This window comes from Mesotoga sp. H07.pep.5.3 (genome assembly GCF_002752615.1).
Lineage (GTDB): Bacteria > Thermotogota > Thermotogae > Petrotogales > Kosmotogaceae > Mesotoga > Mesotoga prima.
The window spans coordinates 57,110-76,143 of the sequence record NZ_AYTV01000025.1; the positions used below are offsets into that span (position 1 = coordinate 57,110).

At 45.1% G+C, this 19,034-nt stretch carries 17 protein-coding genes; 10 read left to right on the top strand and 7 right to left on the bottom strand.

Annotated features, from left to right (window positions below):
• Positions 1-9: 9 nt before the first annotated feature.
• From gcvPB to V513_RS11470, 5 genes are read right to left on the bottom strand one after another with little or no spacing between them, the layout of a single operon-like run.
• Complete coding sequence (gene gcvPB, locus V513_RS11450; RefSeq protein ID WP_099772831.1) at positions 10-1,458, bottom strand: aminomethyl-transferring glycine dehydrogenase subunit GcvPB; 1,449 nt, start codon at positions 1,456-1,458, stop codon at positions 10-12.
• Entirely contained in the window at positions 1,455-2,801 is a 1,347-nt protein-coding gene (gene gcvPA, locus V513_RS11455) for an aminomethyl-transferring glycine dehydrogenase subunit GcvPA (RefSeq protein WP_099772832.1), read from the bottom strand. The genes gcvPB and gcvPA overlap by 4 nt, the downstream gene beginning before the upstream one ends.
• Before the next feature lies 1 nt (position 2,802).
• Positions 2,803-3,174 (bottom strand): glycine cleavage system protein GcvH, encoded by a 372-nt coding sequence (gcvH, locus tag V513_RS11460; protein ID WP_006487673.1) that lies wholly within the window; start codon positions 3,172-3,174, stop codon positions 2,803-2,805.
• Positions 3,175-3,186: 12 nt separating this feature from the next.
• Positions 3,187-4,293 (bottom strand): glycine cleavage system aminomethyltransferase GcvT, encoded by a 1,107-nt coding sequence (gcvT, locus tag V513_RS11465; protein WP_099772833.1) that lies wholly within the window; start codon positions 4,291-4,293, stop codon positions 3,187-3,189.
• Entirely contained in the window at positions 4,286-4,519 is a 234-nt protein-coding gene (locus V513_RS11470; protein WP_014731606.1) for a hypothetical protein, read from the bottom strand. Before V513_RS11470 ends, gcvT begins: the two co-directional genes overlap by 8 nt.
• Positions 4,520-4,670: 151 nt before the next feature.
• Between V513_RS11470 and pfkA the strand changes: the two genes are divergently transcribed.
• The 4 genes from pfkA (at position 4,671) to groL (ending at position 9,189) form a co-directional block, all read left to right on the top strand.
• Positions 4,671-5,630 carry a 6-phosphofructokinase gene (gene pfkA, locus V513_RS11475; RefSeq protein ID WP_180274900.1) on the top strand — a complete coding sequence of 320 codons (960 nt, stop codon included), beginning with the start codon at positions 4,671-4,673 and terminating at the stop codon, positions 5,628-5,630.
• 13 nt (positions 5,631-5,643) lie between these two features.
• Positions 5,644-7,062, top strand: coding sequence for a pyruvate kinase (gene pyk, locus V513_RS11480; protein WP_099772835.1), 1,419 nt, complete (start codon positions 5,644-5,646; stop codon positions 7,060-7,062).
• 221 nt (positions 7,063-7,283) lie between these two features.
• Positions 7,284-7,553 carry a co-chaperone GroES gene (gene groES / locus V513_RS11485; RefSeq protein WP_006487663.1) on the top strand — a complete coding sequence of 90 codons (270 nt, stop codon included), beginning with the start codon at positions 7,284-7,286 and terminating at the stop codon, positions 7,551-7,553.
• 13 nt (positions 7,554-7,566) lie between these two features.
• Positions 7,567-9,189, top strand: a complete 1,623-nt coding sequence (gene groL, locus V513_RS11490; protein ID WP_014731609.1) for a chaperonin GroEL — start codon at positions 7,567-7,569, stop codon at positions 9,187-9,189.
• A gap of 981 nt (positions 9,190-10,170) precedes the next feature.
• On the opposite strand, the gene V513_RS11495 is transcribed toward groL, so the two are convergent.
• Entirely contained in the window at positions 10,171-11,754 is a 1,584-nt protein-coding gene (locus tag V513_RS11495; RefSeq protein ID WP_099772836.1) for an IS1634 family transposase, read from the bottom strand.
• A 325-nt stretch (positions 11,755-12,079) separates the two neighbouring features.
• On the opposite strand from V513_RS11495, the gene V513_RS11505 reads away from it, so the two are divergent.
• From V513_RS11505 to V513_RS11530, 6 genes are read left to right on the top strand one after another with little or no spacing between them, the layout of a single operon-like run.
• Positions 12,080-13,903, top strand: a complete 1,824-nt coding sequence (locus tag V513_RS11505; protein ID WP_257212092.1) for a hypothetical protein — start codon at positions 12,080-12,082, stop codon at positions 13,901-13,903.
• Between the two features lie 23 nt (positions 13,904-13,926).
• Positions 13,927-15,024 carry an AAA family ATPase gene (locus tag V513_RS11510; RefSeq protein ID WP_014731612.1) on the top strand — a complete coding sequence of 366 codons (1,098 nt, stop codon included), beginning with the start codon at positions 13,927-13,929 and terminating at the stop codon, positions 15,022-15,024.
• Positions 15,014-16,207 (top strand): vWA domain-containing protein, encoded by a 1,194-nt coding sequence (locus V513_RS11515; protein ID WP_099772838.1) that lies wholly within the window; start codon positions 15,014-15,016, stop codon positions 16,205-16,207. The genes V513_RS11510 and V513_RS11515 overlap by 11 nt, the downstream gene beginning before the upstream one ends.
• Positions 16,204-17,073 (top strand): DUF4895 domain-containing protein, encoded by an 870-nt coding sequence (locus V513_RS11520; protein ID WP_099772839.1) that lies wholly within the window; start codon positions 16,204-16,206, stop codon positions 17,071-17,073. The genes V513_RS11515 and V513_RS11520 overlap by 4 nt, the downstream gene beginning before the upstream one ends.
• Positions 17,074-17,083: 10 nt before the next feature.
• Entirely contained in the window at positions 17,084-17,590 is a 507-nt protein-coding gene (locus tag V513_RS11525) for a hypothetical protein (protein ID WP_014731615.1), read from the top strand.
• The gene (locus V513_RS11530; protein ID WP_257212129.1) at positions 17,574-18,191 is read left to right on the top strand and encodes a metal-dependent hydrolase; all 618 of its coding nucleotides are present in this window, start codon (positions 17,574-17,576) and stop codon (positions 18,189-18,191) included. Before V513_RS11525 ends, V513_RS11530 begins: the two co-directional genes overlap by 17 nt.
• A gap of 136 nt (positions 18,192-18,327) precedes the next feature.
• Here the strand turns inward: V513_RS11530 and V513_RS11535 are convergent, their stop codons facing one another.
• Positions 18,328-19,017 (bottom strand): L-ribulose-5-phosphate 4-epimerase, encoded by a 690-nt coding sequence (locus V513_RS11535; protein WP_099772841.1) that lies wholly within the window; start codon positions 19,015-19,017, stop codon positions 18,328-18,330.
• Between the last annotated feature and the right edge of the window lie 17 nt (positions 19,018-19,034).

A 19,034-nucleotide genomic window follows, 5' to 3' on the forward strand; every position in this document is an offset into this window, starting at 1 on the left:
GTTTCAATATCAACTATCTTTGCTCCACTTTGTCTTTGGCTTTCTTGAAGCCGTTGCTTCATCAAGTCTGCCCACGGTAGTAAACTTAGGGGCAGCTCTCAGTATCTCAGGATCCTTCTTTGCCTCGTTCAAGATCTTCTCGAACGTGTCAGCGAAGATGTCTAGTGATTCTTTGCTCTCCGTTTCAGTTGGTTCGATCATAAGTGCTTCTTCGACTATTAGCGGGAAATAAATAGTAGGCGGGTGAATCCCGTAGTCTAAGAGCCTCTTAGCGACGTCTAGGGTTTTTACTCCATAATCCGAGACGAGTTTACTTCCTTTCAAAACGAACTCATGCATACAGATCCCGGCATAAGCAGTAGGTATCAGCTTCGTCAATCTTGCCCGAAGGTAATTTGCATTCAGCACCGCCATCTCACTTGCTCTCTTTAGTCCGTCTCCGCCTAAAGTGAGAATGTAAGCATATGCCTTCAAGAAGACTCCAAAGTTTCCATAGAAACTCCTCACCTTACCTATGGAGTTAGGCAAATCATAATCCAGCGAGAATCTTCTGCCATTAAAACGAACTACGGGAACCGGAAGAAGATCTGCCAGAAAACTCTTAACGCCAACCGGGCCGCTTCCGGGGCCACCCATACCATGAGGTGTGGAGAAAGTCTTGTGGAGGTTCAGATGCACTATGTCAAATCCCATGTCACCAGGTCTTGCGTGGCCCATAATGGCATTGAGATTCGCGCCGTCGTAATACAGCAGAGCACCCTTACTATGTGCCAGTTCCTGAATCTCGCAAATCTCGTTTTCAAAGAGCCCTAACGTATTGGGATTTGTCAGCATTATTCCTGCAATACTTTCGTCCAGGATTTCCTCAAGGCTTTTCAAATCGACTCTACCATTTCTTCCTGAAGGGACCTCTATGACTTCAAAACCCGCCATAACTGCGGATGCGGGATTGGTTCCATGAGCAGAGTCTGGAACAATTACCTTTCTTCTATTATCCTCACCCTTAAGTTCGAAGTATTTTTTCATCAGCAGCATTCCAACCAGTTCACCATGAGCCCCGGCAGCCGGTTGCAGGGTAAAGCTGTCCATGCCGGTTATCTCGCAAAGGGAGTTCTGCAAGTTGTACATGACTTCCAAAGCACCCTGAACCGTATCCTCAGACTGATATGGATGTATCTGACTGAACCCGTCAAGATTTGCGATCTTCTCGTTCACTCTTGGGTTGTATTTCATGGTGCATGAACCAAGTGGATAAAAGCCGCTGTCAACAGAGTGATTCTTCTTCGAGAGTCCCGTGTAGTGTCTGATTAATTGAAGTTCGCTCAGTTGGGGAAGCAACGGCTCATTCTTCCGAACCGATTCTTCAGGCAGTAATTCCGAAGGCTCGTAACCATAAGATTCTTCCTTTGGAAGAAAGAAACTCTTTCTTCCTTCTTTTGACAGTTCGAATATTGTCATCCTATCGCCTCCAACCTACCTGCAAAGAACTCCACTTCTTCGTTAAGGTTTGCTTCAGTTGTACAAATCAAACCACAATCCTTCAGTTTTTCGTTGAATCTCTCAAGTTCAAGTGGGCCCAATATCTTATCCTTCAATAACTCTTTGTTAAACTCTTTCAGATCACAATCAAAGCGAGCCACAAACTCGTTGAAAAAGGGCCCTGTGAAGACAAGGCTTACATGATCTGTTCTGTTTATTCTTTCGGAAAGATAATGAGCCTTATCGAAGGATCTCTTCGCTATCTCCCTTAAACCTTCAGAACCGATCATGCTCATGTATATTGAAGCGATTAGTGCATTGAAAGCGTGATTCGAACATATGTTCGAAGTAGCTTTGCTTCTCCTGATATGTTGTTCTCTCGTTTGGAGAACCATTACGTAGCCTGTGCGACCATCGTTGTCCTTGGTCTCCCCGATGATTCTTCCGGGCATCTTTCTGATGTAACACTCCTTAGATGCGAAGAAGCCAAGCCCCGGTCCACCGAAGGAAGGCGCATTTCCCAACGGTTGACCGTCGCCCACGACTATATCGGCTCCCAACATCCCCGGAGCTTCAAGTATGCCCAAAGCGATAGGGTTTGTACTCACTATCATCATAGTGTTCTCCCCAATCGTGGAGCGAATTTCGGAGAGATTTTCGATTATTCCAAAGAAGTTTGGATAACCTAGAACAAAGCCAGAAATATCTTCTGTTAGTTTCTTCTGAAGGTCAGTGACATCTATCTGTCCAGATTCGGAATCGAAGGCAACAGTCTCTACATCGATGTCGCTACCAAAGCAATATGTTTTGATCGTCTCAACGTATTCGGGATGAAGTGCCTCCGAGACCAAAACCTTCTTACCACCCTTTACTCTGACAGCCATAAGAGCAGCTTCCGCAACGGCACTTGCACCATCGTACATCGATGAATTGGCAACTTCCATCCCGGTGAGTTCGCATATCATTGTCTGGAACTCGAATAACATCTGAAGAGTGCCCTGCGAAACTTCTGCCTGGTAAGGTGTGTAAGCAGTCAGGAATTCCCCTCTTGATGCTATCGCTTGAACCGCGCTAGGGATGAAGTGCTTATACACACCGGCTCCTCGGAAGACAGACATATCGTTAAGCGTGAGATTTCTTTTGCTGAGTTCACTGAGGTCTCTCAGTACAGTGAATTCATCCTTACTCTCAGGCAAAGAGATATCAACCTCGAACCTTTTGGGTATGTCGCTGAACAGCTCTGATATGCTCTTGACACCAACTACCTCCATCATTTCATCTATGTCTTTCTTTGTTTGGGGTAGATAGGGGAACTCAGGCATATTAGCCCTCCTCTTCGCAGTGTTTCTTATATGCCTCCAAATCCATCAGGCTGTCAAGTTCAGATTCGTTACTTATCTCCATCTTTGCAATCCAGCCTTCACCTTCAGCATCATCGTTGATCTTTTCAGGTGATGAATCGAGTTCTTCATTCACTTCAACAACCTTGCCGCTTACTGGTGCGTAGATATCACTGGCAGCTTTTACAGACTCTATCGTGCAGAAGACGTCTCCCTTCTTATATGACTTACCGACTTCAGGAAGGTCAACGTACACGATGTCCCCAAGGTGATCTTGAGCGTGATCGGATATTCCTATTGTGGCGATCTTACCTTCTACCGATACCCATTCATGTGTTGCAGCATACTTTTTCATTTACACTCCTCCTTAACCTTTTGATTTCACAGAACCTCTATAGAAAGGTGTTTTTACTACAGTTGCAGGAGACTTCTTACCTCGGATCTCAACCTGTACCTGGGAACCGATTTTCCAGTATTCTTTTTCTAAGTAAGCGAGTGCGAGCGATTTCTGAAGGGTCGGTGAGAAGATACCACTCGTGATCCAGCCGATTTTCTTTTCACCATCGAAGACTTCGAACCCGTGTCTGGCAATGCTCTTGCCTGATAGCTCCAGTCCCTTCAATTTATACTTTGTTCCGTTTGCCAGTTGCTCCTCAAGTACTTCCTTGCCAATGAAATCCTTCTCCATCTTGACGGTCCACTTCAAACCTGCTTCAAGAGGAGAGTTGTAATCGTTTAGCTCGTTACCGTAAAGCATGTAAGCAGCCTCAAATCTAAGGGTATCTCTTGCTCCGAGGCCGATTGGTTTGACACCAATACTTGACCCCAATTCAAGTATCTTTCTCCACAAAGCAACTGCAGCTTCGGGGTCAACGTATAGCTCAAAACCATCCTCACCCGTATATCCCGTGCGAGATACGAGAGCCTTTATGCCATTCACCCTGCCGTATTCAAAGTGATAGAATGGGATTTTCTCAAGCCTTACCTGTGATACCTCCGACAGGATCTCCTCCGCTCGTGGCCCTTGAAATGCAATCTGCGCAAAGTCAGCCGATGCGTCTTTGATTTTCACATCGAAACTACCCTTATTGCTCGTAATCCACTTGAAATCCTTGTCTTTGTTTGAGGCATTTACAACGAACATAATTTTAGCATTGTTCAACCTGTAGACTAGAACATCGTCGACTATTCCGCCCTTTTCATTGCACATTGGTGAATACACTATAGCTCCGTTCTTGAGTGAAGAAACGGAGTTCGTTACCAGGTAGTCCGAAAAGTCAATGGCATCTGGACCCGCGATCTCTATCTCTCCCATGTGTGAAACGTCGAAAAGACCGGCTACCTTTCTCACAAGGTTGTGTTCATTGATAATAGAATCGAACTGGAGCGGCATTTCCCATCCCGCAAAATCCACCAATTTCCCCTTTAGGCGTACGTGTTCATCAAAAAGCGGAGTTCTCTTTAGCTCACTCATCCATTTCCTCCCTCCCCGTTTTCTTTAAGTCTTCAAAGATCTGGACGGCTTCATCAAAGACTTCGTCTGGTACAATAATGTCTACTAAACCGCCCGAACCAAAATAGACACTGTCGGTATATGCAAAATGAGAATCCACAAGTTCTGAAAAGATTCCCTCTTTGAGCAGAATCTCCTGGAACATCTTCGCTTCAAATTCAGGAACTCCCGATTTGAGGACCTTCATTTTATCACCTCCCGGTTCACCAGAAATTATACACCAAGTAATTAGATTAGTTAACTTCTGGAAGCTTTTCTGATTGATGACTTTAGAAGCTCAATGTGCTAGAATGTTTTCGTCTAGCTGAGTGTAGAAGTTGTTGGGAGGGATAATTATGATAAAGAAGATTGGTGTCCTTACGAGCGGGGGAGATTCACCGGGAATGAACGCGGCGATAAGAGCGACGGTAAGAACGGCTTACACGGATGAGATAGCTGTCGTTGGAATTCGCAGAGGATACTCCGGTCTGCTCGATGAGGAATTCATCGATATGGATTACTCCTCTGTGGGAGGAATAATGGAGAAGGGCGGCACAGTACTTCGCAGCTCACGCTGTGAGGAGTTCAGAACCGAAGAGGGAAGGGCAAGAGCGGCCGACCTTTTGAGAAGCAATGGGATTGATGCACTTGTAGTTATTGGTGGAGAAGGAAGCTTAAACGGAGCCAAGCTTCTCATGGATGAAAACGGAATTCCCGTAATAGGTCTTCCCGGAACGATTGACAATGATATTGCCATGACGGATATGTGTATCGGTGTCGATACCTGTTTGAATACCTGCGTAGAAACGATTCAGAAGCTCAAGGACACGGCTTCTTCACATGAAAGGGCCTTTGTTGTAGAAGTTATGGGAAGGAACTCTGGATATGTAGCGCTTGCTTCCGGTATGGCCGTTGGAGCTGAAGCCATTATAGTTCCAGAGCTTCCAGTGGACTACGAAGCGATTGCCGAGAAGATATGGAATGAAAGGAAAAGGGGAAAGATCAACTGTATTATAGTTGTCGCTGAAGGGGCTGCAAGCGCATATACAGTTGCAAGACATGTTGAACACAGGATTGGATACGAAACAAGAATAACCATTCTCGGCCACATTCAAAGGGGAGGCTCTCCCACTGCATTTGATAGAGTACTTGCTTCAAGAATGGGATATGCGTCGGTTAAGGCGCTTGAAGAAGGTAAAGCGGGAATGATGATGTCGTTGAATGGTGGGAAAATCAAAGGAATACCTCTTGAGGAAGTGCTTTCACACAAAAAAGAACTGGATATGGAACTGATGGAAATGGCGAAAATACTCTCTTAATGAGGTGGTTTGATTGAGGAAGACGAAGATTGTATGTACCATCGGTCCGGCTACCGAATCTCTGGAGGTTTTGAAAACCCTTCTTAAAAGGGGAATGGATGTTGCAAGACTGAATACGACTCACGGCGACATTTCCGAACACAGGGAGCGAATAAGGAATCTTAAGGAGATTCGAAAGTCGGCGAATTCTCCCCTTACCATATTATTAGATCTCTCGGGTCCAAAGATCAGGACGGGCGTCTTCAAAAAGGATGCGGTGGACATTAAAAGAGGCAGTGAAATAATTCTAACAACCGAAGATATCGAGGGGGACGAGAAGATTGTCGGTGTGAACTATAAGAAACTTCCCGAAGAAGTCCAGCCGGGGAATCTGATTCTCATGGATGATGGGAAGATAAAACTGAGAGTAGAATCGATAACCGGTTCTGAAGTTAGAACTAAGGTTTTAAACGGTGGAATAGTGACACACAGAAGAGGTATAAACCTTCCTGGAATCGACATAAGCATTCCTGCAATTACCGAGAAGGATAAGAAGTTCATCAAACTTGGAATTGAAGAACGGGTTGATTATTTTGCCCTTTCATTTGTGAGAAGATCGGAAGATGTTGTACATGCCAAAAAAGTGATTAAGGATCTTGGGGGTTCTATTCCAATAATCTCGAAGATAGAAACAGAACAGGCCTTAAAAAACATTGAACAAATCGCGGAAGTCTCCGACGGATTAATGGTTGCTAGAGGCGATTTAGGAGTTGAAATACCGGTCGAAGAAGTCCCGGTAGCTCAGAAGAAGATAATTAGACACGGTAATCAAAAGCGTATTCCCGTGATAACTGCTACTCAAATGCTGGAATCGATGATAGAAAATCCGGTACCGACGAGAGCAGAGGCAACCGATATCACAAATGCCATTCTGGACGGTAGCGATGCGATAATGCTTTCTGGCGAGACTTCAATCGGCAAGTATCCTCTAGAAGCAGTGTCGGTTATGGATCTTACTGCTAGAGCTGCAGAGAAGTATCTTAAGCAGAATCCGGAATTACTGAAGTGGACAAGGGAAAAGATATCTACGGACGACCATACAGATGCCATATGCAGGGCAGCATGGGATATAAGTGAGGAGCTGAAAGTGAAAGTAATAGTGAGCTCCACATTCTCGGGGCACACGGCTAGAAACGTCTCCGGGTTTCGCCCGAGAGCTCACATACTTGCAGTTACTCCAAACGAGGAGACGTATTACAGGTTGAACCTCGTTTGGGGTGCCCGCCCAGTTTTAATGGGCCTTGGCTCCTCGACAGACGATCTCGTCAGAGTGGCCGGACCGCTTGCTAGACGCCTAAAGCTTGTGAAATCCGGTGACACGATAATACTGACGGCCGGTATTCCGTTTGGAACTAGCAACTCCACGAACATTCTCAAACTGGAAACTGCGTGATAGAGTTGCCTGACTCGAAACCATGCAAGAGGCAGAAGCTGTAAGATAACAAAAAGAATCCAGAGAAAAATGGGAAAAACCGTCTTCTTGCGTGCTTATTTTTTTATGTTTACGATCATTTAACACAGAAAGCTCTTGAAGAAATCGGAACGATGTTTTATTATTAATTAGCAGACTATCACTGTGAGTGCTAAAACATAAAATTCGAAAGGAGGCTTTTTATGAAAGTAGTTCCCCTTGGTACAAGATTACTGATTAAGCCTTATGAGGAAGAGAAGAAGACATCAGGTGGTATCGTTCTTCCCGACGCTGCGAAGGAGAAACAGATGACTGCGAAGGTAATTGCAGTTGGAGAGAAAGTCGAGGATATTGACCTTAAGGAAAACGACAAGGTCCTCTATTCCAAGTATTCCGGCACGGAGATCAAGATCGATGATGACGACTACATAATCATCGATCAGGATGATATCCTGGCAAAGATCGAGGATTGAAGGAGGAATCGGTATGGCTAAGATTCTGAAATACAGCGAAGAAGCACGAAGATCGCTTGAAAAAGGTGTAGACGCGGTAGCAGATGCAGTTAGGATAACGCTCGGTCCCAAAGGGAGAAACGTAGTTCTTGAGAAGAGCTGGGGCTCTCCGACGATAACCAATGATGGTGTATCGATCGCAAAGGAAATCGATCTGGAAGATAAATTCGAGAATCTTGGAGCTCAGCTCGTAAAAGAAGTAGCTTCCAAGACGAACGATATTGCCGGTGACGGAACTACGACTGCGACCGTTCTCGCACAGGCAATGATCAAGGAAGGTTTGAAAAATGTTACCGCTGGAGCCAATCCTATACTCATGAAGAAGGGTATCCAGAAGGCAACAGAGAAGGCCGTCTCTCACATCAGGTCCCTATCGAAGAAGATCTCTTCAAGAGAGGACATTGCTTCAGTTGCAGCTATTTCTGCCAATGACTCGGAGATTGGTGAACTCATTGCAGAAGCGATGGACAAGGTCGGTCAGGATGGAGTAATAACGGTAGAAGATTCCAAGACCCTCGACACATACGTAGAGTTCGTTGAAGGTATGCAGTTTGACAGAGGCTACATTTCTCCTTACTTTGTTTCCGATCCAGAGAAGATGGAAGCTATAATCAAAGAGCCTCTTATTCTTATAACCGACAAGAAAGTCTCAGCAGTAAAACCGCTCGTTCCGATTCTGGAAAAGGTGGCCCAGGCAGGCAAGCCTCTCGTAATAATCGCTGAAGACATTGAAGGTGAAGCACTTTCCACTCTCGTTCTCAATAAGCTCAGAGGTACTCTCGACTCAGTAGCTGTTAAGGCTCCTGGTTTCGGTGACAGAAGAAAGGCAATGCTGCAGGACATCGCAATTCTTACGGGTGGTACTGTGATCAGCGAAGAGGTTGGACTCACCCTCGAAAATGCAACTATCGATGACCTCGGTAGTGCGGGTGTTGTAAAGGTCAAGAAGGACGACACGATAATCGTTGATGGCAAAGGAGATCCCGAAAAGATCAAGCAGAGAATTGGTCAGATCAAGGTTCAGATCGATCAGACTACTTCCGAATACGAAAAGGAAACTCTCCAGGAAAGACTTGCAAAGCTTTCAGGAGGAGTGGCGGTTATCAAAGTCGGTGCTGCAACAGAGACCGAGCTCAAAGAGAAGAAACATAGAATTGAGGATGCTCTCTCAGCGACAAGAGCTGCAGTAGAGGAAGGAATCGTAGCCGGAGGCGGAGTTGTTCTTGCGAGAGCGAAGAAGCCCGTTCAGGAACTCTTCGATAGCACGGAGAATCCCGATATCAAGATTGGTATCAAGGTGGTCATGAAGGCCCTAGATGCTCCGATTCGGCAGATAGTTGAAAATGCCGGTTTAGACGGTGCAGTTGTTGTTGACAAGATTCTTCACAGTGACGATGCAGCTTTTGGATACGATGCTCTGAACGATGTCTATACAGACATGTTCAAAGTGGGTATCATAGATCCTGCAAAGGTTACAAGAAGTGCTCTTCAGAATGCTGCATCCATTGCGGGTATACTTCTTACAACAGAAGCCGCTCTTACAGAAAAGCCAGAAGAAAAACCCCAGGCTCCAATGCCACAGATGCCTGAGTATTGATGAAGTAGATCTTTTGAAGGGAGAGCTTGCTCTCCCTTTTTTTTTGCTAAGTAGAAAAGCCTCTTTGTACGATAAAGAAAACGAACTAAGAGAGCCTCTATGAATTATCTTCTCTCACAGTTTCTTCCTATAATTCTCCTTTGAATAGCTGATCATTACCCATATCATCTTCTCTGGAGCTCAATAGTTCCTTACCGAATCGGTAATCATCATCAAACGAACACGACTTCACTCATCTCTACGGTCTTGACATTAATCTCGCTTGATCGAGGGGCCGTTTGCAGCTGAAAGATCTATTTGTTAGAAGGCACTGATAGTTGGTCATTGAATGGTGTAAAAATCGAGAAAACGAAAATTCGAAAGTAGAGAGTAATGAGTTCCTTGATGACCGCTGTACTCTTAAAATCAAGGATCCGCTGATCGCTGTGAAGAACCGTTTTTGAATAGGATCAAAAAAATCGATAAAGATGTCAGAGGTTTGAGGATAAATGTATGAAGATCAAGATCGTTCAGAGAATCTAACAATGCGTCATGAACTTGTTTCAGCATCTCGATCTAAGATCCGCTATGCGCTAAAGAACGAAGACCCGCTGATCGCTGTAATGGTCGTTATCCGTTGACCGTTCAAGAACAAGGACCCGTTCGCCGAAAATAACAACCGAGAAAGTGCGTTGTCGAGACGTTCACTCGCTCACGAGAAGATGAGAGCGAAAATAGGGACTGACGATTCTCCTCACGTCTTTTTTACGCGAGGGACAGGGATCCTGACCAGGAGCATTGTCAGGATGACGTGAAGGGAGAGCCTGCCCTGAAGTGCTCCTGTTCAGGGTGATTCCCTAATTCCCACATACTGTCATCCCGTAGTGCTCCGGTACAGGATCTCGTACCCATGAACCGCTATGCGCTGATAAGATCAAAACTGAATCCCGAAACAAGTTCGGGATGACAAAGTGAGAGACATCCATCCTGCATTCCCGGAAATTATAACGAGGGTGATTTCATACCCAGTTTGGCATAGATATCCTTCTGCTTTTTAGTAACTTCTCCGATCAAGCGGCCATGTTCGGGAGACTCAAACCTTTCAATGGTGTCAAGTTCGTCAAGGAGACCTTGCAATGTCCAGTTCTCGAAGAGACAGGTGTCCTGCATCTTCTTCTTTATGTAGGAAAGATAAATCAAGGCGACAAACTCGACAAACAGCTTTCCATTCAGTGATAGTTCAGATGAAACCTGCATTCTCCGGAAATTCAAACGGTCTTTGAGGTTCCCAAAACCCTTTTCCACTATGTCTTTACTGCGATACAAAGATAAGGCCTCGAAGGGATCTTTGACTTCATTGGAGAGCAGTGCGAAATAGCCATAGTTTCTTGCCGCTTCACGCATCGCCTCTTCCTTCGGTGTGATTTTCCTGAATTTACTGGTAACAGTAAAGTATTTGTCGTAGTCCTTCATGCGGTATTCTTCACGTGTGTTGTTTACCAGATCATTGTATAGTCTGCTCAGATAATCGTTCATCTCTGCCTGATCTTTGGCGGCCTTCTCGCCATTGTAGAAAAGATGAAGATATGCCCGTCTCTTCGAGCTTAATACGTCCCCTTTGTTTGGTCTTTCCTGCTCGTAATCCCACTGGATCGTCCGGCACAAGCCATATACTCCGAACTGGGGTTGCAGGTTTGACCACAGTTGAAGGTTCTCACGCTCTTCTTCCAGGGTCTCTTTCACATAATTCAAATTCAGTTTGACACCGATGATGAATTTCTGGTGGTTCTTGAAGAGCAGGTTTATGTTCTCTCTGCTATAAAAGCCTCTGTCAAGAAGGACACTTACCTTTTTGTATCCCATGACATTGAATTCAGCCATAAGTTGCTTGACCGTTTTCACGTCGGTGATATTGCCAGGGAGCTTCCGGTAGTAAAAGGGAAGTCCAGACTGTTCACCGAAGAGAAGGGCCAGGTTGATTTGAGGTAGTCTCTCGTACTCTTTGTTTCTTCCTTTCTTTACCTGTCTCAGTGTCTCTGAATAACTGGAGATGGAAGTGATGTCAAAGGCCCAGTATTCTTTCTCAATTCTACGTCTGCCCTGCTTCTTGAAAAACATCATCCTCTCTTCTTCGGAAATAGATTGGAACAGCTCACTGCTGCGCTGTGATGGTATGTCTTCTCCATAAGGATGAACATGCAATCTCTGCCAATGTGAAAACCTACTGAGTGAGTTGTTCTCTTCCAGAATAAGATAATAGGCAATAGACAGAATCATTCTATAACGATCGGGGAAACACGCTTTCAAATCTGCCTCAACTTCTGTGATCTTTCCAACCTGATCGAGAAGATAGCAAGCACCATAGAAATCCCTGCGGATTTTGGTTATGGGAACTGGACCGGGCTTTTTCGAAATGCTATCCTTCCTGTATGACCTGGTCGGTAGGATTTCTCCAGTACTTGGATCTAGCTTGCCGATTAAGGTTCTCTTGGCTCTGGACTGTTGTTTTTCCTTGTCCCAATAGGCTTGATTGTTGTAGACATATGTGATTCCAGTTTTCTTGTTCTTCTGATAGACAATTCCCATCTCTTCACCTCGTTACATGCATTATAATATATAACGAGTAACAAACCTAGAGAGACTAACTCTGGCTCAGTCTTTTCAACCCTTTACAAGGTTTTCATCGTTAGACTTTTCGGGAATTTTGGGTTCAAAACAGTGGTTCAGCAGTGACTGGTAATTGGTATTCTCCAGTCTTTTCCGAAAGCTCTTTTGGATACTTTCATTTCGGGAGGAAACTGTTTTCGTTTGTACTCGCTCCTTCTCAAAAGAACGATGGACCGTTTAGCTGGCTGTTTAAATGTCTCACGCTTCCTACACGATATTGCACTGTTATTGGTAATCTGCCTGAATGAAGGCACTTCTTTCTACGCCACGATGCATAACCGGGTATTGTCGACTGGAAGAGAAATTTCTTGAGTTAATAAAGATTTGTCGTGACGAAGCTTTGATAACTTTGACCCTGGCTTTTATTGAAAGAGGTTCGTCAATTTCGCAGAAGGCCTTTTGGCTAAAGACTCGTAGAGTGTGGCAAAATAGTTTCATGAGAGATTTCTTGTTGATTCTTAAGTGGCGAGGTGTCGAAGGGTTGAGAATGCTGACCCGTCAGGGAAAGAGAGCGTTTGTTGCTTCTTTTCTTGCTGTCGCATTCGTGATAATGATCGCTGTTCCGATTGCCTTCTACTTGAGAGGTTACCTCGTGCCGAATTTCTCCAGGGTCGCCGATCTCTCCGATCAGTTAAGGGAACTGACGGGAATCGATCTAAAACTGATAGTTGTCTCATTCTTTTCGGCGATAATATTCTCAATACTTCTTGGGAGCGACCTTCCAATTGTAGTCTCAAACCTTTTCTTTTCTGAACGGGTTGAAATGCTGCTGAATTTGCCGGTAAGGACAGCCACTATTGCAAATGTTCAGTTGCTTGAAGTTCTGGCTGCGGGAGGATTGCCCATACTTCTTTTTGCGCCGGTCTTCATGGCCGCATTAAGAGGCTTGGGGTACTCGGACGGGAGATTCTGGATGGCCCTCGTCTTGCTCTTTGTCTTCGTGCTCAACACTCTGGCGATAACTGCGATAATCTCATTCGTGATTGTCTTTCTATCTAAGGGGCGCTTTCTTAAGACGCTTTCGGCTATGATGACCATGGTTACGCTTTTCGTTTTCATTTTCACATTGAGATTCATGGACTTTTCCGCAATTGATCTTGCAAAACCTGATCAGGTTGCAGAACAATTCGGCGGGCTTCAGAGCATTGTCACTTCCCCCTATCTTCCCTGGTCGCCCTTTGTAAGAGCAATTACGGGAGGTACAAGGGATCTTGCCGTGTTCATAGTATCCTCGATAGGTATCTTTTCTTCTCTAGCACTGCTAGAAATCTTCCTTTACAGCAAGGTTCTCCAGAAGCTTATGACTAGACCAATCGGGAATGTGTCCCCGAAATCAAATGGAGATTTCAAAGTTCATGGATTGTTTTTGGGTCTGCTGATAAAGGATTCATTGTTGCTTCTTCGAGAGCCCAAACTCATGTTTGCAGTTCTGTATCCTTCACTGTTCGTCCCTGTGGTTGTCCTTGTCAACCCGGGTCTTCTAAGCAGCTTTGGTATTTTACAGCTGTTGGGTCTTATAGTTTTCCTCTTCAGTAACTATACAACCGTCTCTTCTACCGCACTTTTTGCTTTTGAGAGGCAACTTGGCGATACTTCATGGTTGTTTCCCATCAGGCGGGTCAAGACGATCTTATCGAAATCGTTCGTTATTACCTCTCTGTATTCTTTCGTCATTTTGCTTGTGGGTTTATACGTCTCCAACAACACTTCACAGTACGGGACTTTCATGATGAATTTCATTCTATTTATGATTCCTACGATCTTCGTTCTTTCATTGTTAGGGGGATTTCTCGAGAAGAGCTTTGGAACGAAGGATTCGAAGAACGTTTTTAAGGCACTAAGTCTTTCGGGTGCGATTCTATCTTTCCTTCTATCAACACTTCTCCCCGTTTTTTCAACGCTTCCAATGACCCTGTACATTTCCGGAAATATCGGTCTTTTTCTTAATTTCATGAATATCCCTATAGTTTCACCCTTTACCTGGCTCTTAGGACTTGTTTTGCCGGTTTCTCTCTGGGTCTCTATAGCCTGGGCATCGTTCAGATCACTGTGCTATAATTTTGTCTGAATGAGGATTTTGGAGGGATACGCTTGAAGGTTCAAGATGCAAAACACTTGAGTAAAATAATTATGGAGTCTGGAGAGATCCCGCTTCTCTGGGGCCACTTTGGGGTTGGAAAGACAGATCTCGCTAGGGAGATCGCATCCGAGACGGGCAGAGAACTGATAATTCTAGTGATTTCACAGATGGAGCCCGGTGATCTCATCGGAATGCCTTCAAGGGATGGAGAGCGGACACTGTTCTTAAGGCCTGACTGGTGGCCAACCGAAGGAAATGTCATATTGATGATAGATGAAGTGAACAGAGCTCACAGATCGATAAGAAATGCAATAATGCAGCTCTTAATAGATAGAAGAATACACAATCACTTTCTTCCGGAAGGAAGCTGGATAATGGCAGCGGCTAACCCGCCGGATGAGGAATACGATCAGGTAGAGCTAATAACTGACCCCGCCTTCATGTCGAGGTTCTTCCACATAGAGCTCACTCCAGATCCCGATGAGTGGCTTAAATGGGCTGAAATTCAGGGAATGCCAAGCAACGTGACGAATTTTATTAGGGAGTATCCGGAGTTTCTTTCGAGGGATACAATAGTTTCGATGCGTCTCGAGCTGAGGCCGAGCCCCCGTAGCTGGTATAAGCTTGGAAGAGTATTCGCAGACCTTTCAAGCGAAGAGATCGAGAGATACGGTTATGTAATAGCTGCCGGCATTGTTGGTCCCGAGGCGGCCAGGACTTTCATGAGCAAGATTCAGGGTAGCGAACTTCTCCCTTCTCCAAGAGCTCTCCTTCTTGATCTTGACGAGAACATTCTAGGGAGGCTTTCGGAGGGGGACATCTCATGGACCAGTGCCTCGGTGCTCCGTGTTACGAAGCATCTTTCTGAGCTAGATGATTTGCAAGTTCAGGAATACTTTCAGAACGTTCCGCTAATCGCCGGTAATCTTCTCAGAATTGGGAAAGTGATTCCAAAAGACTCATTCTTCTCGGTGATAAGGCACATTGTTCATCAGGTAGAAGGAGAGAAGGGACTGAAACGGGCTTTTTATGAGAATCTTCTTGAGGAACTGGCAATGGATCACGATGTTCTGAAATTCCTTCAGAGGAGCGAAAAGGATGATAAATGAGGAATTGATGGAACGGGCAGTCTTTGAATTGGGAAAAGACAGTCCTTTCTACAATTTTCTCCTCCTATTCATAGATAGAATCCCCTCGGTTGCAGTCAGAACGTTGAAACTACGAGTGAGTTCAAGAGGAAGGTTTCAGCTCCTATACAATCCAGATACTCTTCGAAATAAACCTCTGGCTTTCACAAAGGCATTACTAAAACATGAGTGTCTCCACATAGTAAATGGTCACATACTGATACCGGTAAGCAAGTCCAGAGAAAAAATGCTGTGGGATCTGTCGATGGACGCGGCCGTGAATCAGTTCATACGGGAACTCGATGCGTTCAGCCTCCCATTGGATTCGATTTTGAAAGAAGGCTGCGGGACCGACAACGAGAGGTTTTTCGTCGGACCTCCAATGCAGTATCCGGGAATGACGGCTGAGTTCTATCACGACTGGGGACTTGACTTCATGAAGAAGAACAAGACCATTGATCTCGAACTACTGGATTCAAACATCTCCAAGCCGGATTCACATGAGGACTTTGGCAAGTTCGAGCTTCCCAAGGAGTTTGTAGAGGATCTGCTGAAGCAGGTGATCTCTGAGACTATGGAAAAGGCCAAGACCGGCATGCCAGAAGGTCTCGAGGGAGTTATGAAGCTGGTTCTCGACAATCCCGTTCTGGACTGGAGAAATATGATTCGACGTTTCTTTGGTTCCTCCATGCAGGTTGGAAGGTACAGAACTCCGATGAGGCCCAACCGAAGATATGATGATCAACCGGGATGGAGAAACGACTATGCGGCAAAGCTGGTAGTAGTGGTCGATACCAGTGGCAGCATTATCGAAGAGGAGTTCAACTCTTTCTTCAGTGAGATAGACGAAGTTACAAGAGTGACAGATTCCAGGGTCTGGCTGGTGCAGGTTGATGAGACGGTTCAGAGCGTGATGAAATATGGAAAGGGAATGTGGAGAGACCTTAAGCTCATGGGAAGAGGAGAAACTGATCTTCAGCCGGCCGTCGATTACGCTCAGGAAAAGCTGAGACCTGAAGGTCTCCTCCTCTTCACCGACGGGTTCACGGATTTGCCTACAGTTTCGAGAAGAGTATTGTTCGTTCTACCAAAGAGCCACAATTCAGATTTTGCTGAAGAAGCAAAATCAATATACGGACGTTCGTCGGTGGTGTTTCTTAAGTGACTTACTATTCCGGCCCCGAAAGCTACAGGGAAATTCTCAGGAGAGTCTACGAAGGAGTTGAAGACAGCTTCGCCTCGTGGGCAAAACTTGTCGGAGACCACTCTGATCGACTGGACAATGCTTTTGGCCACTTCATGACACTGGTAGTTCAGACTTCAAAAGGGAACGCTCCCGTTCTTTCGGTCTTTGTGGACAGCGAAGGCAGAGGTTATGTGGGTCTTTCAAACTCATCCCCATTTGAGACAGCAAGCGCCTTGTACCGGTTCCCAAACGAAGTCGAGAACCCGTTCATGGAAGCATTCGCCAGTTTCTTTGGGGACGAAACGGAACTGACATACCATCGAGCGATCTTTCAAAGTCCTTTGAAGCTTTACTTCCTTGCTTATTATGGTAATGAAAGGCTTCTACGTAAAGAGATTCTGAAGGACTCCCTGCGCGGAAAGGATTACTTCAGGCTGTCCGAAGTTATCGATGATACGCTGTTCTCTATTTGCAGAGAAAATTATAGAAAGTGGATTGAGTTCGACGACGGAGAAGTCCTTGTTTTTCCCTTTCAAAACATTCTAAAAATCGCCTTTGGTCTACCAAAGATAAATGAAAACATCGACCGTTCTATAATTATGGAGCTTTCAAGGTTGTTCAGGATCGAGGTAACAAAACAGTGTGACGTTCTCAGAAACTCGAGTGTAACTCCCGACATGAATATCTCGAGACCGGTTGCAACTGTTTTCGAGATAGATCTAGTAGACTCAGAGCCAGTATACGAAAGGCTTGAAGCATTCTACAAATACTACTCGAAATTCATATCTGAAACGATAGAAAGCATGTTGAGATTCATTCATACTGATTTTCCGCTGAGCAAATAGGTGGTGTGATTTGGCAAGGCAAACGCTTAAAATGTTCTATCCGATATCGATAAAGAATATTCGAAAGTTGAAGGCCGGAGACTTGATCGAATATACTGGTCAAGTTCTTCTTGCAGATGAAACTACTGTCGACAAATATAGAACGTACGAGAGACTGGAAGGTACACCGTTTTACAATCTTTCGAGAGAGCTCATTCTTTTCTGTACTCCATCAGAAGGGAGACTCAGCTCAGATTCAGTGAAGATTGATCTCGATGATCTTGAGTATCTCTTTATGTCGGGCATAACGGCGACCGTTGGGCTCAATGTCGAGGAGGAGGAAATAACGGCCTTGTACAAACGTTTCTCAAGAGTCAACCTCTCTCTATGCAATCGGACATCTCTATATCCGGTCGATTTGAATGAACCCGTTCCCGACGAAGTAGAATGCGGTATGAGTATATCGCTGAAAGATGTGCTTCTCTATGTCGATATTTCGAGTCGGGGGACGAAGTTTGGCAGTGAGGAAGATGGCTGACTTTAAGACACACATATACTGGGGTATCGCTTCCTATCCGATATTCACCTTGTTTTCACTGAGTGCTATCGAGCTCTTGCCAGTCCAACAGCTTCAGGATAGTAGCTTGATAGGTTCTGGGTACCTTCTCTATGTCCTTGGAAGCGATCTGCCCGACATAGATTCGAAAAGCGCGTTGATAAAGAGAATTATCGAAATACTAATCGCAAGCTTTGTTGCTTCTGCTCTTTACATTTCCATAATTTCGCCCAGGGTTCAGCCATTCCTGCTTTCCAGGCTTCCTTCACTGCCCGTGGCAGTTACACTTTCCTTTTCACTTGCCATTATTTCCGGACTGGTTGTATCCAAACTGACAAACCTTCTCAGTCACAGAGGCTTCTTTCATACAGTATGGGGAAGCCTTCTATATGGGCTGGTAATCGAAAGTGTTGTGATTTTCAGACTGGAATCGTTTGGCGGTTCAATGAATCATACGGAGACAATCTTTCTGGGTATAGCCGGTTCAAGCGGCTACTGTCTACATCTGCTTCTTGATAAAATCCACGGGGTCAAAAGAACACGAAGATCCGACCCCGGGCAAGAGAGTAATACCATTCTGTAACTTCCGCCTGTTCCCGAGAAATTTCCGATGCTGCCAAAGATTGTCTTTACTTAATTATCGAACAGGGGCAGTTTAAAGCCCTCTTTATCGAGTCGTTCTATCAGTTCTTTCTGGAGTAGGACTGCCTTCTTCAGTTCTATTTCTGTCCGTAATAAGCATCTTTGCCGTGCTTCCGGAAATAGTGTTTGTTCATTATATACTCAGGAAGCACTTGCGTTTCCCCTTCGATCAAAAGCGTCAGGCATGCCATCTTTGCAATTTCCTCTAGAATTATGCTGTTCTTAACGGCATCCTTCACATCTTTTCCCCAGGTAAAAGGTGCGTGACCGGCTACCAGCACTCCGGGAGTTCTTTGGTAATCTCTACTGGAAAAGGCCTCTCCTATTATTTTACCCGTATTTAGTTCGTAATCGTTTTCGACTTCTTCAGCTTTCAGAAATCTCGTGCAGGGCACTTCTTTGTAGAAGTGGTCTGCATGGGTCGTACCAAAGCATGGAATACTCCTACAAGCCTGCGCCCAAGCTGTTGCCCAGGTTGAATGAGTGTGAACTATTCCGCCTATTTCACGGAAGGATCTGTAGAGAAAGATGTGAGTCGGTGTATCTGAAGAAGGTTTAAGGCGACCTTCCACTACTCTTTCTTCGAGATCGACAACCACCATGTCGTCCGGCGAAAGTACGGAATAGTCTACCCCACTGGGTTTAATAACAACTAGACCTTCTTCTCTAGATATTGCGCTGGCATTTCCCCAGGTAAGCTTTACCAGTCCATACTCATCGATAGCGATATTAGCCTTGTATACTTCCTCCTTAAGCTTATTCAGCATATTCTCTTCCTTTCACA